Below are 12,597 nucleotides of genomic sequence, written 5' to 3'. Positions count from 1 at the left end.
GCCTCAGTTGCCAAAGAGGCGGTTGCGAAGGGCGATGGTGGTTTGATAGACAGCGCGCATGCGACCGTCTGCCGGCGCCGTGAACGTCACGCCCAGCGAAGTGAGCGCAGCGTTCTGGTCGGCCTGCGGCGCCGCCGATGGATCCGGACTGGACATCACCATCCCCAGCTGCACGGCGCCGACACGACGCCAACCATTCGCGGCCGGATTGGTAGACCCCTGCACCGTTTCGGCAGTGCCCTGGCGATCAATGAAACCGGTTGGATAAACGTCGGTAAGCCCGCGGTCCTGGCCATACAACAACTGCATGTTTTCTACGCCCTCCACCAGTGCCTCCGGCGCATTGGCCACCAGCGCGCCATTGGGGATGGCGGTGAAGCGCACGCGATACAACGAAGAACGGGCAATGGCGGCGTCATAGCCGATGTAGTACAGCGCGCTTTCTGCACGGTGCAGCATCGCCTGACCGGTGGTGACCGGACGGGTGAAGTTCCCTGCATTGTTCGGCGCATCCCCAAAGGTGACGGTGCCGGCGCCCTTGTCCACCGCGCGCGCCTGGAAGATCGTGACGCTGGCGCAGTCGGCCGCACCATACAGCCCCGGGTTGGAGACACCACTCTGCAGTACCGCAAGGCGCGCTTTGTCAAAACTGAAAATCGGCTTGCCTGGAACGCCGCCAATGGCGGTGATCGGCACACCATCCGGCATCAGGTAACGCAGCACCACGATGTCGCTGCCATTGACTCGGTTGGGCATGGCCGCAGCAAACTCGGCAGGCAGCGCGGGCTTGTAGTCGGTTCCGCCGGTTGCGGGTGTGGCTGTCAGGGTAACCGCCGCTCCCGGCGCGGTTCCGGTAGCTTCAAAGCCCTGGATCGACGTCTGGAAGTCCAGCGCCGGATGCGGAGCCGTTGCGAAGGTACTGAACAGCGAGGCATTGTCCGGTGTATTTCGGGCCTGGTCATTGACACAGCCGAAATGCCCGGCCATGCGAAGTTCGCGTTGCAGGGCATCCATCGCGAAGCGACTGTTTTCCTGCACCCGCGCCAGGCCATCGGACAGCTGGTAGGCCGCCCTCGATGCTGCAAACACCTGCACCACGCCGAGCATGACGATCACACCAATGGCCAGTGCGATCATCAGCTCAACCATGGAAAGACCCGACATGTGTCGAGATGAAGAGCATGAGGCGCGCATCACAAGCCGCTCCTGGCAGTGAACGTGGTGTCACCGGCATCGGCATTCCAGCGCTCATCCCCCCAGCTCACGCTGACCGAGTACTGGTCACCGTTCCGGGTTACTTTCCCCGTAGCGCCGTCGCCCAGCGCCTTGCCCAGGCGGCACCTCCAATCCAGGGTGAAGGCGTCTTTGCTGATGTCCTTGCCGGTGGGAGGTAAGCAGTTCTTGCTGGACGTGGTGGCGGTATAGTCGCCGACATAGACCGGCGCCATCTTCCGATTCACCCGCAGCTGGTCCAGCATCTCGTAGGTCAGATTGGTCGCCTGGGTGCGGTAGTTGGCACTCTGGACAAAGCGTACGTTCATGGTCTGCATCAGCGCGAAACCGAGCAGGCCAACGCCAAGCACGAGAATGGCGATCAGCACTTCGATCAGACTGAAGCCCCCTTGCACGCCGCGCGGGGAACGGGATCGGGACGGCCTCACTTGCAATCCTCCTTCAACAGCCGGACCTGTCCGGTCGGCGAAATGCGCAACGTTCGTTGCAGCGGTTGCTTGCCGCAGGTGTCCGGGCGCAGGGTCAGGTCCAGCGATGCATTCGCGCGGTTGCGACCACGTGGGTCAAAACCCACGGACAGATCTGGCGTACCCGCCGTAGTCAGACCCGGCCGACCGGCGCTGTAGCGGAGCACGGTCTCCCCAGCGCTCAGCGCACCATCTCCATTGGTGTCCGCCCAGACCAGCCAGCCGTCAGCCCAGCTTTTGCCATCACATGTACTGCCCGCAGACGACGCACAGACACCCGCACCACGACGATTCTTTACCGCCTCGCTGCGGGCCAATGCGAGTGAAGCGATCAACTCGTTGCTCGCGGTAGCGATGCGATTGGATCGCAGGGTGCCCTGGAAACTGGGAAAGGCGATCGTGGCGAGCACGGCCAGGACCATGATCGTGACCATCAACTCAACCAGCGTGAAGCCGTTTTGCCGGCGCAAAGACATTGGACGCTCCCCAGCGTGTTGGTGGCCACGATGGGCCATCGCCCCGCCACCGGCAAGCGGCGGCAGGATGAACGGTCAATCCGGGGCGACGGGCGTCAAAGGCTTGACGACCCGTCCTCCCCTGCCAGTGCCGGCGCGATCCCCATCACGCCGGCCCGGGTTCAGGCCAGCACCTGATAGCAGGGCTGGTACTCGCCGGAGATCTTCATCCGGCGCTGCTCGACGAAGGCGCGCAGCAGCGCATCCAGCGCCTGCATCATGTCCGGGTCACCGTGGATCTGGAACGGCCCGAACTGCTCGATGCGGCGCATGCCGTCTTCCTTCACGTTGCCGGCGACGATGCCCGAGAACGCGCGCCGCAGGTCGGCCGCCAGCGCGTGCGGGGCACGCCCGTGGTGCAGGTCCAGCGCCGCCATCGCTTCGTGGGTGGGTACGAACGGCTGCTGGTACTCCCACGGAATCTCGATCGACCAGTTGAAGAAGAACGAGTCCTTCTGCGCCAGGCGGTGCTCGCGCACGCGCTTGATGCCGGTGGCCATCTTCTTCGCAACCGCCACCGGGTCGCCGATGATGATCTCGTAGCGCTCGGCAGCCGCATCGCCCAGGGTCAGGCGGATGAAGCGGTCGATCTGCTCGAAGTACGGTGCCGCTACCGTCGGGCCGGTCAGGATCAGCGGGAACGGCAGGTCCTTGTTCTCCTCGCGCAGCAGGATGCCGAGCAGGTACAGGATCTCTTCGGCGGTACCGACGCCACCGGCGAACACGATGATGCCGTGGCCGATGCGGACGAAGGCCTCAAGGCGCTTCTCGATGTCCGGCATGATCACCAGGTGGTTGACGATCGGGTTCGGCGACTCGGCGGCGATGATGCCCGGCTCGGTCAGGCCGATGTAACGCGTCACGGTACGGCGCTGCTTGGCGTGGGCGATGGTGGCACCCTTCATCGGGCCCTTCATCGCACCCGGGCCACAGCCGGTGCAGATGTCCAGGCCGCGCAGGCCCAGTTCATAGCCCACCTGCTTGGTGTACAGGTATTCGTCGCGCGAGATCGAGTGTCCGCCCCAGCACACCACCAGGTTCGGATCACCCGGATTGAGGATGCGCGCGTTGCGCAGCAGGCCGAACACCGCGTTGGTGATGCCCTCGGATGACTCCAGCTCGGCCGCGTAGGCCGGGCCCATTTCGATGGCCATGTAGGCCAGGTCGCGCACGACGGCGAACAGCAGTTCGGCGACACCGCGGATGATCTCGCCGTCGACGAAGGCCATCGCCGGTGCGTTGACCAGATCGATGCGCACGCCGCGATCCTGCTGCGCTACCTGGATGTCGAAATCAGGGTAGAGATCGCGCGCAGCGCGCGGATCGTCGGAGGCGCTGCCGCTGGTCAGCACGGCCAGCGCGCAGCGGCGCAGCAGCTCATGCATGCCGCCGGCGGAGGCATCGCGCAGGCGTGCCACCTCGGCCCGCGACAGCACATCCAGCCCACCGCGCGGGTAGATCCGGGCATCCTGCACCGGCAGTGCACGGGCCGATTTTTCGTTCGTGGTCATATCCAATTTTTCGCTTCCTTCAAGGTTTCCGACTGTACTGCCGCCCCCTTAAAAAGCAAAACGGCCGGGAAGCCCGACCGTTGGATGTGTGCCGCCCGCGTCCGCCATTCCGGGACCGCATCGGCGGCGTTGGCACCGCGCACATTTCTGGATGCTACGCCGTTGCCCCACGCCCTGCAAGGACTTTCGCCTGAACGGGAAACGGCCGGGTTTCCCCGGCCGTTTCCACTTACCACTTCAAGCGCTGATGGATCAGAACTTGTACTTCAGGGTCAGCTGCATCGACCAACGCGACACGGCGGTGTTGCCCTTGTCGTTGTTGTTTTCCTGCACCGACGGGTTGTCGGTCGAACCGGTGAAGGAGTACACGTACTTGCCGGTGGCCGGATCGATACCTGCGTAGTTGGCAACGCGACGGGTCGAGTAGAAGCCGTAGTCGTCGATCAGGCCCCACTTCTTGTTCAGCAGGTTGCCGACATTCATGATGTCCAGGGCGACTTCACCCTTGTGACCCTTCATGAAGCCCGGGAACTCCTGGCTGACGCGGACATCGAAGCTGTTGACCCACGAGGCGCGGTGGCGGTTGGCCGGGACCACGCTGCCGCGGTAGGCATCGAGTTCCGGATTCTGCGCCAGCCAATCGAAGAACTGCTTCTCCATCGCGGCACCACCGGTGAACAGCACGTCGCCCGGACCCTTCGGCACGTAGAACAGGTCGTTGGTGGTGGCACCGTCGCCGTTGGCATCGTTGTAGAAGATGTAGCTGTACGGACGGCCCGAGCGACCTTCGTAGAACAGGCCCACGCGGGTGGCGTTGTCACCGAAGAAGTTGTGCTTCCACTCCAGGGTGCCGGTGACGCGGTCCTTCATCGCGTAACGCGAATTGTAGGCCACGTTCTCATTGGCGTTGAAGATGAGCGTGTTGTTCCAGTTCGAGGTGTTCTGCGAGCTGGACAGCGGGCTGACCTCGGTCGACTTGGTGTAGGTGTAACCCAGCGACCAGCCCCAGTTCTCGGTCAGCGGCTTGGCCAGCGAGAAGGTGGCCTGGGTGCCGCGACCCTTGTCGGTATTGCGCAGGACCAGAACGTCGCCGATGTCCTTCGGACGGTTGAAACGATCAACCGCATTTTTGGTACCGGTCGAAATGCCGTAGTCGACACCCTTATCGATGCGAGTGTTCGCCGAGTTGCGTCCAGCATCGTTCCAGTAGATCGCGCGGCCATCCTGACCGAAGGCGGTCGGCGCCGACACGTCCAGACGGTCGAAGTAGATGCCGTCCTTGACCTTGGTGAACAGCACTTCGGCCGACGCGACGATGCCGTACCACGGCAGCTCATGGTCGAACGCCAGGTTGGCCTTCCACACCGACGGCAGGCGGGTGCCCGGCGCGATGATGTCGACGTTCTGACGGGCCGAAGCCGGGCCACCGGCCGGGATGTACGGGTTGTTGCCGTCCGGAGTGAAGGCACCGGCCGGGATGCTGCGCTCGTCGTACTCGATGTAGTTCAGGCCGGTGTTCTGGTAGGCACCTGCCAGCCACACGTTCGGGGCGGCGCCGCCGAACAGGCCCACGCCACCGCGCAGCTGGGTCGGGCGATCGCTGTCGAAGGTGTAGTTGAAGCCGACGCGCGGCTGCACCAGGTTCTTGTCGACCAGCTTGGTGTTGTTGAAGCCGTACAGCTGCTCGATGCGCGGGTTGTACAGGCGCTGGGTGCTGAAGTCAGGCATGTCGATGCGCACGCCGAACATCAGGTTCAGGTTGTAGTTGATCGCCCAGGTGTCCTGCACGAACACGCCGGTGTTCTTCAGGGTGAAGTCGGCCGGGATGTCACTGCGGCTGCCATCGGCGCGAGGAGCACGCAGCTGGTAGCGCGAAGCCTTGCCCGCCAGGAAATCGTTGACGCTGTTGAATTCGTACACGCCGTTGAGGTTGCGGCCGTAGAAGTTCATCAGGTCATTCTTCGAGTAATCGAAGCCGAACTTGACGGTGTGGTCACCGATGTACCAGGTACCGGCACCAAAGGCGCTCAGTTCCTTCGACTCGACGATGTTGACGTGGGTGTTCTGTTCGGTACCGACGTACAGCGAATCGTTGCCCGACTTGATGCGGATCTGCGGCATGTCGACCAGCGGGACGCGGTTGGCCGAGTAATCCTTGTGCGAGACCTTGAACTCGGTCGAGAAGTTCTCGGACCAGTCACTGAACAGTTCGCCCATCCAGGTTTCGTACTCGGTGGGCTGCTGGTACCAGAAGTTGCTCAGCGAGATGGCGCTGCTGCTGACCTGCGGGAAGCGAACGACGTTCTGCTCCATCTTGTTGTAGCGCAGGGCCGCACGGTGGTTCTCGTTGATGTTCCAGTCCAGCTTGACCGCATACTCTTCGATCTCGGTCTTGCTGTTCGGCGCCGTCAGGCTGCCCGGATCGTAGCCCAGCTTGCCCAGGAAGTTCTGGACGTCGGTGATCTGCTGCTGGGTGATGGTGCCACGGCCGATCGGCGTGTCGCTCAGGGCGACGCCGGCAGCCGAGCGTTCGTACTTTTCATAGTTGGTGAAGAAGAACAGCTTGTCCTTGACGATCGGGCCGCCGAAGGTCATGCCGTAGGTCTTCTCGTCCTCGAAGCCGTTGAAGTCCTGCTTGTCACCTTCCAGGCGCGAGCGGACCATGTCCTTGTCGCGGTACGAACCGTACACGGTGCCGTGGAATTCATTGGTGCCCGACTTGGTCACGGCGTTGATCACCGCACCGGTACCACCGGCGATGGTGGTGTCGTAGTTGGCCAGGTCGATGTTGATTTCCTGGATGGCGTCCATCGACACCGGCTGACGCTCGGTCGGCAGGTTGTTGGAGCCCAGGCCGAACGGATCGGAGGCGCTGATGCCGTCGATGCGGATGGCGTTGTAACGGGTGTTCTGGCCACCGGCCGAGATCGCGCCGTCAGCCTTGCTGACCTGCGAGATGCGCGGATCCAGGCGGACGTAGTCCTGGATGTTGCGGCTGGCCGACGGCAATGCATCCATCGTTTCGCGGGTCACGTTGGTGCCGGTGCCCATCTTGTTGGCGCTGAACAGGTCCAGACCGCCGGCAGTGGCGACAACGTTCACCGCGTCCAGGTTGGTCGCAGCCAGATCACCGCCCAGGTTGGCATTGACGGTGTTGACCTGGTTCAGGTTCAGGTAGACACCTTCTTCGGTCTTGGTGCCTTCACCGGGCTTGGTGATGGTGATGGTGTACGGACCACCCACGCGCAGGCCGCGCGCGTTGTAGCGACCCGACGCATCGGTGGTGGCACGCGAAACAGTGCCCGACTCGGTGTGCGTGATGGTGACTTCAGCGCCGGCAACAGGCTGGCCTGCGGCGGACATCACCTGGCCGCCGACACCGGCGGAGGTGCTGCTCTGGGCGAAGGCGGGAGCGGCAGCAAGTGCAGCCACGAGACCAAGGGTAAGCTTGGACATCCGGAGTGGGTGGGTCATTTTTCGGTAGCCTCGATGCGAGTTGGCGATGGCGGAAAAAAAGCGCATCCAAGCAGCCCTGCGGGTGGCTGATCGGAGAGTTATCTGGGGTTCCCTACCGCTCGGCTGAAGGCAGCCCTAACGGTTAACACTAGATTAACACGCTACGCCATCAATGTGACGGTTGTGCGACAAACGGCACCGGTTCGCAACGAAATCGTGACGGGTTCTTCACTCCGTCTTTCCCCGGCACTCACTCCGCAGGGGGCGCCTCGCTGGCATCGAGAATCTTGCCCCGCCAGGCGGCGCCAGCGCCGGACAACAGGGTCACCGCCGCTGCCGCTGCGGCTTCCGGGCCTTGGGCGGCCGGGTCCTGATCAACGGAATAGGCCCGGGCCCGCAGGGCTGTGCGCAGCGGACCGGGGTACAGGCCACTGACCCGTACCGGGCTGCGGCCGAGTTCGTCGTGAAGGCTGGCGATCAGGCCACGCAGGCCATGCTGGGCCACGCCATAACCGCCCCAGTAAGCCTGCCCCACCCGTTCGGGAGCATCGACCGCAAACACCAGCGCCGCATCTTCACGCTGCCGCAGCAGCGGCAGGCAGGCCTGGGCCAGCCAGGCCGGCGCGGTCAGGGTGACGTGCACCGCGCGGGCGAAACTGGCCGGGTCGGCCAGTTCAAACGGGGTCAGGCCAGGGAAGTGAGCGGCACAGACCAGCAGGCCGTCCAATCGCCCCAGCTCGCGCTGCAGGGCCTGGGCCAGCTCGGCATAGTCGTCGGGGCCCGCGCCTTCCAGGTCCAGTGGATACAGCAGCGGCTCCGGGCCGACCGCCTGCACCTGGGCGTAGACACGGTCCAGGCGGCGCGGCTTGCGGCCCAGCAGGACCACGGTGGCACCGGCGGCCGCAGCAGCCACTGCCGCCGCACTACCCAATCCGCCACCGGCACCGGCGACCAGCACTACGCGATCCTGCAACGGGCGGCCATCGAGCGCCCCGTCGGCCGGTGACGTCGATGGCCAGGCACTCATCCCTGGGTCGCCTCTTCGACGATGCGCTTGAGCTCGCCGGCTTCGAACAACTCCAGGACAATGTCACAGCCACCAATCAACTCACCGTTGATGAACAGCTGCGGGAAGGTCGGCAGGTTGGAAAAGCGCGGCAGGTTGGCGCGGATCTCGGGTTCTTCCAGCACGTTGACGGTGCGCAGGGTGACCGCGCCGGCCGCCATCAACGCCTGTACCGCGCGGCTGGAGAAGCCGCACATCGGGTATTGCGGGGTGCCCTTCATGAACAGCACGAGCGGGTAACGATCGACCTCGGCCTGGATTTGCTGCATTACCGCCACAACCACACTCCTTGCTTCGCCGGACAAACCGACCGCGGTGGTCGGCTAGACTGCCCACGGTAGCCGCCATTGTAAGCGGATGGAACCGGCTGCCGCCGCCCCTCTGGCCACGAACCTGTCCATGCCTGTTGAATTGCCTGCCCTGCCCTACCTTCCCGGCTCCCTGCAGCCGCACCTGTCCGCACAGACCGTGGAACTGCACCACGGCCGCCACCATCGCGCCTATGTAGATGCCGTCAACGCCGGCATCCTCGGCACCGAGTGGGAGGAAGCGTCGCTGGATGAGATCGTCCGCCACGCCCAGGGCAGGCTGTTCGATGCGGCCGCCCAGGCCTGGAACCACGGCTTCTATTGGCAGTGCCTGCGGCCGCGCGGCGGCGGCGAGCCGCAGGGCCGATTGGGCGAGCTGGTCAAGCGCCAGTTCGGTGACGCGCAGCGCCTGCGCGAGGAGTTCAACCGCGCCGCGCTGGGCCTGTTCGGCTCGGGCTGGGTATGGCTGGTGCAGCACCCCGGTGGCCAGCTCGGCATCCAGGCCACCCGCAACGCCGGCACGCCGCTGACCGGCGAAAGCACCCCGCTGCTGTGCTGCGATGTATGGGAGCACGCCTACTACACCGAGTACCAGAATGACCGGGCGCGTTACCTGGACGCCTTCTGGCAGCTGGTCAACTGGGAATTCGCCGAAAGCCAGCTGCGCTGACCCCTGTAGAGCCGAGCCCATGCTCGGCGGGCCGGACAGCAGCCGAGCATGGGCTCGGCTCTACAGATCACGCTTCACGCGTTCTCGTGCGCGGCCACCGCGTCCATCACCCGTGCCGAATACACCAGCGCGGCGCCTGCATTGAGCGACACCGCCACGCCCAGTGCTTCGGCGATTTCCTCGCGGCTGGCGCCATGCTTCAGTGCTGCATCCACATGTACGGTGATGCAGCCATCGCAGCGGGTGGTCACCGCTACTGCCAGCGCGATCAGTTCGCGGGTCTTGGCATCCAGATGGTTGGTCTGGGCGCCGGCATTGGCCAGGGTCGCGTAGCCCTTGACCGTGTCCGGCGAGAGCTTGCCGATCTCGCCGATACGGCCCTTCAGTTCCTTGCGGTAGGCATTCCAGTCGAGCATGGTCGTGACTCCTGTGAAAGGAGCTCCACGCTACCACCGGCAATGGTGCGCCGATGCCTGCACCGGCGCGCCACACCGTTGCAGGCATACAAGGTTGTGCCGGCCATTGGCCGGCACGCCCGGGCTCAGCTATTGCGCAGCGCGTGTACCGCTGGCGCCACCTGGGCCTGGCGGTCCAGTTCCAGGCCAACCTGATCCAGCGCATCGGCCAATGCAGCGGCATCATCGTCGCGCAACGTGGCGTGGCCGACCTTGCGGCCCTCGCGCGGCTCCTTGCCGTAGTCGTGCCAGTGGCCGCTGGCCTGGGCCAGTACCGGTGCCGGGTCGGGCATCACGCCCAGCCAGTTCAGCATGCAGGCGTGACCCAGCATGCGGGTGCTGCCCAGCGGCAGGCCCAGCACGGCGCGCAGGTGATTCTCGAACTGCGAGGTTTCGCTGCCTTCGATGGTCCAGTGGCCGGAGTTGTGCACGCGCGGCGCCATCTCGTTGGCCAGCAGTTCGCCATCGCGGCAGAACAGCTCCAGCGCGAACACGCCGACGTACTGCAGGTGCTCGGCAACGCGGCGGGCATAGCCGATCGCGGCCTGCTGCTCGGTGTCGGACAGCACGGCCGGGGCCACGCTGGCCGACAGCACGCCGTCGACATGCCAGTTGCCGGTGACCGGCCAGGCCTCGAAGCTGCCATCGCGGCCACGCACGGCAACCACGCTGACTTCGCGCTGGAAGGCCACGAAGCCTTCCAGGATCAGGCCGGTACGCTCGACCTGTGCACCCAGCGCATCCCACGCGGCATCGATGTCGGCCTCGTTGCGCAGGCGGAACTGGCCCTTGCCGTCATAGCCGAGGCGACGGGTCTTGAGGATGCACGGCAGGCCGAATTCGGCGGCCTTGGCGGCCAGTTCGTCGCGGCTGCGGATATCGGCGAAGGCCGGCAGCGGAATGCCCAGCTGCTGGAACAGGGTCTTCTCGCTGAGCCGGTCCTGTGCGACAGCCAGCGCCGACGGCGGCGGGTAGACCGGCACGCGGTCGGCCAGCCACTGCGCACTGTCGGCCGGCACATTCTCGAAATCGAAAGTGACCACATCGACCTTGGCAGCGAAGTCCGCCAGGGCCTGGCGGTCATCGAAGGCGCCCACGGTGAGCGGCGCCAGCGGGCCGCTGCAGGCATCAGCGGCCGGGTCATACAGTTCGAAGCGCAGCCCCAGCGGCGCACCGGCCAGGACCATCATGCGGGCGAGCTGGCCGCCGCCCAGGATGCCGACGGTCAGACTCATTGGCGCGGATCGTCGTGGGCCATCACGTCTTCGGTCTGGCGTGCACGGAAGGCATCGAGCGCCTGGCCGATCGCCGGCTGGTCGCTGGCCAGCATCGCAGCGGCGAACAGCGCGGCGTTGGAGGCGCCGGCGTTGCCGATGGCAAAGGTGGCGACCGGGATACCGGCCGGCATCTGCACGATCGACAGCAGCGAATCCATGCCGTTGAGGGCCTTGGACTGCACCGGCACACCCAGCACCGGCACGGCGGTCTTGGCAGCGATCATGCCCGGCAGGTGCGCGGCCCCGCCTGCACCGGCGATGATGGCCCGCAGGCCACGCGGGCCCGCCTGCTCGGCGTAACTGAACAACACATCCGGCGTCCGATGCGCGGACACCACCTTCACTTCGAACGGAACACCCAGGGCTTCAAGCTTCTGGGCGGCGTGCTGCATGGTTTCCCAGTCGGAACGGGAACCCATGACGATGCCGACAAGCGGCGCGATCGGGTTGGGGGTCATTGGCCGTCACCTGCCTTAAAGACGTATTCTAGCCATCTTCCACGCAAGACGAAGAACCATGGATCGCAAGCTGCTCGACCTGCTGGTGTCGCCGGACACCCGCCAGCCCCTGTCCCTGCTGGATGGCAAGGGCCTGGAAGCCCTCAACAAGGCCATTTCCGCCGGCGCGGTGACCAAGGCTGATGGCAACCCGCTGGCGCAGCCGCTGCGCGAGGCACTGGTCACCCGCGACCGCAAGCAGGTCTTCCGCGTGGACGATGGCATTCCGGTGCTGCTGGCCGAGGAAGCCATTCCCACCGCCCAGATCGCCGACTTCCCGGCCGCATGAGCGCGCTGCCGACGCCGGACGCGGCCGTTGTCGCCGCCGATGTCGCGCGTGCGCTGGCCGAGGACCTAGGCAGCGGCGACGTCACCGCTGCGCTGCTGCCCGACCAGGCCGACAGCGCTTACCTGCTGTGCAAGCAGGACGGAGTGATCGCCGGTCGCCCCTGGTTCGACGCCACCCACCGCGCACTCGACCCGGAGGTGCGCATCGAATGGCGTGTCTCCGAAGGTGACCCGGTCACTGCCGGCACCGTGCTGGCCCTGCTGCACGGGCGCAGCCGCAGTCTGGTCAGTGCCGAGCGCACCTCTCTGAATTTCCTGCAGACGCTGTCCGGCACCGCCACCACCACCGCCCGCTACGTAGCGGCAGTGGCCGGTACCGGCACGCGCATCCTCGACACCCGCAAGACCCTGCCCGGCCTGCGCCTGGCGCAGAAGTACGCGGTGCGCTGCGGCGGTGGCGAGAACCACCGCTTCGGCCTGTACGACACGGTGATGCTGAAGGAGAACCATATCCGTGCCGCCGGTTCGCTGGCCGCAGCGGTGGCCGCCGCACGCCGGCAGTGGCCTGCGCTGCCGCTGGTGGTGGAGGTCGAAGACCTGGCGCAGCTGCGCCAGGCGTTGGAAGCCGGGTGCGAACGCATCCTGCTGGACGACTTCAGCCCCGACCTGCGTCGCGAAGCCGTACGCATCACGGCCGGCCGCATTCCACTGGAAGTCTCCGGCAGCGTCGGCCTGGGCGGCCTGCGTTCGATCGCCGAAGACGGCGTGGACTGCATCTCCATCGGCGGGCTGACCAAGCATGTGCAGGCCATCGATCTGTCGCTGAAGCTGGGCCCGCCGCCGGCTTGAGGCCT

At 65.4% G+C, this 12,597-nt stretch carries 13 protein-coding genes; 3 read left to right on the top strand and 10 right to left on the bottom strand.

From position 1 onward, the window contains the following. Positions 1 to 3 precede the first annotated feature (3 nt). The 7 genes from R5H29_RS17530 to grxD form a co-directional block, all read right to left on the bottom strand. A complete protein-coding gene (locus tag R5H29_RS17530) occupies positions 4 to 1,164 on the bottom strand; it encodes a PilW family protein (RefSeq protein WP_171952435.1) in 1,161 nt (386 codons plus the stop codon). Positions 1,165 to 1,193: 29 nt separating this feature from the next. Then, positions 1,194 to 1,661, bottom strand: a complete 468-nt coding sequence (gene pilV, locus R5H29_RS17525; RefSeq protein WP_010486096.1) for a type IV pilus modification protein PilV — start codon at positions 1,659 to 1,661, stop codon at positions 1,194 to 1,196. Next, positions 1,658 to 2,176, bottom strand: a complete 519-nt coding sequence (locus R5H29_RS17520; protein ID WP_049412580.1) for a Tfp pilus assembly protein FimT/FimU — start codon at positions 2,174 to 2,176, stop codon at positions 1,658 to 1,660. Before R5H29_RS17520 ends, pilV begins: the two co-directional genes overlap by 4 nt. Before the next feature lie 161 nt (positions 2,177 to 2,337). Beyond that, complete coding sequence (ppnN, locus tag R5H29_RS17515; protein WP_019659018.1) at positions 2,338 to 3,726, bottom strand: nucleotide 5'-monophosphate nucleosidase PpnN; 1,389 nt, start codon at positions 3,724 to 3,726, stop codon at positions 2,338 to 2,340. A 252-nt stretch (positions 3,727 to 3,978) separates the two neighbouring features. Beyond that, on the bottom strand, positions 3,979 to 7,200 hold the full coding sequence (locus R5H29_RS17510; protein ID WP_021203584.1) for a carboxypeptidase regulatory-like domain-containing protein: 3,222 nt from the start codon (positions 7,198 to 7,200) through the stop codon (positions 3,979 to 3,981). A 232-nt stretch (positions 7,201 to 7,432) separates the two neighbouring features. Next, a complete protein-coding gene (locus R5H29_RS17505; RefSeq protein WP_111097902.1) occupies positions 7,433 to 8,209 on the bottom strand; it encodes an SDR family NAD(P)-dependent oxidoreductase in 777 nt (258 codons plus the stop codon). After that, positions 8,206 to 8,526 carry a Grx4 family monothiol glutaredoxin gene (gene grxD / locus R5H29_RS17500; protein WP_005408852.1) on the bottom strand — a complete coding sequence of 107 codons (321 nt, stop codon included), beginning with the start codon at positions 8,524 to 8,526 and terminating at the stop codon, positions 8,206 to 8,208. Before grxD ends, R5H29_RS17505 begins: the two co-directional genes overlap by 4 nt. Before the next feature lie 121 nt (positions 8,527 to 8,647). Between grxD and R5H29_RS17495 the strand changes: the two genes are divergently transcribed. Next, entirely contained in the window at positions 8,648 to 9,226 is a 579-nt protein-coding gene (locus R5H29_RS17495; protein WP_026346913.1) for a superoxide dismutase, read from the top strand. A gap of 74 nt (positions 9,227 to 9,300) precedes the next feature. Here R5H29_RS17495 and R5H29_RS17490 read toward each other — a convergent pair whose 3' ends face one another. The 3 genes from R5H29_RS17490 to purE all read right to left on the bottom strand — a co-directional run bounded on the left by R5H29_RS17490 (position 9,301) and on the right by purE (position 11,416). Beyond that, positions 9,301 to 9,642 (bottom strand): carboxymuconolactone decarboxylase family protein, encoded by a 342-nt coding sequence (locus R5H29_RS17490; protein WP_019659022.1) that lies wholly within the window; start codon positions 9,640 to 9,642, stop codon positions 9,301 to 9,303. A 125-nt stretch (positions 9,643 to 9,767) separates the two neighbouring features. Next, a complete protein-coding gene (locus tag R5H29_RS17485) occupies positions 9,768 to 10,916 on the bottom strand; it encodes a 5-(carboxyamino)imidazole ribonucleotide synthase (protein WP_134734910.1) in 1,149 nt (382 codons plus the stop codon). Further along, complete coding sequence (purE, locus tag R5H29_RS17480) at positions 10,913 to 11,416, bottom strand: 5-(carboxyamino)imidazole ribonucleotide mutase (RefSeq protein WP_005412808.1); 504 nt, start codon at positions 11,414 to 11,416, stop codon at positions 10,913 to 10,915. The genes R5H29_RS17485 and purE overlap by 4 nt, the downstream gene beginning before the upstream one ends. Positions 11,417 to 11,474: 58 nt before the next feature. On the opposite strand from purE, the gene R5H29_RS17475 reads away from it, so the two are divergent. Beyond that, complete coding sequence (locus R5H29_RS17475; RefSeq protein WP_019659024.1) at positions 11,475 to 11,744, top strand: Trm112 family protein; 270 nt, start codon at positions 11,475 to 11,477, stop codon at positions 11,742 to 11,744. Next, positions 11,741 to 12,592, top strand: coding sequence for a carboxylating nicotinate-nucleotide diphosphorylase (gene nadC / locus R5H29_RS17470; protein WP_021203580.1), 852 nt, complete (start codon positions 11,741 to 11,743; stop codon positions 12,590 to 12,592). The genes R5H29_RS17475 and nadC overlap by 4 nt, the downstream gene beginning before the upstream one ends. The last annotated feature ends 5 nt before the right edge of the window (positions 12,593 to 12,597 follow it).

The sequence above is a fragment of the Stenotrophomonas sp. A3_2 genome (assembly GCF_036624925.1).
GTDB classification, from domain to species: Bacteria; Pseudomonadota; Gammaproteobacteria; order Xanthomonadales; family Xanthomonadaceae; genus Stenotrophomonas; species Stenotrophomonas hibiscicola.
Note: the sequence above shows the minus strand (reverse complement) of the source record. Positions and strands in the feature narration are given on the sequence as shown.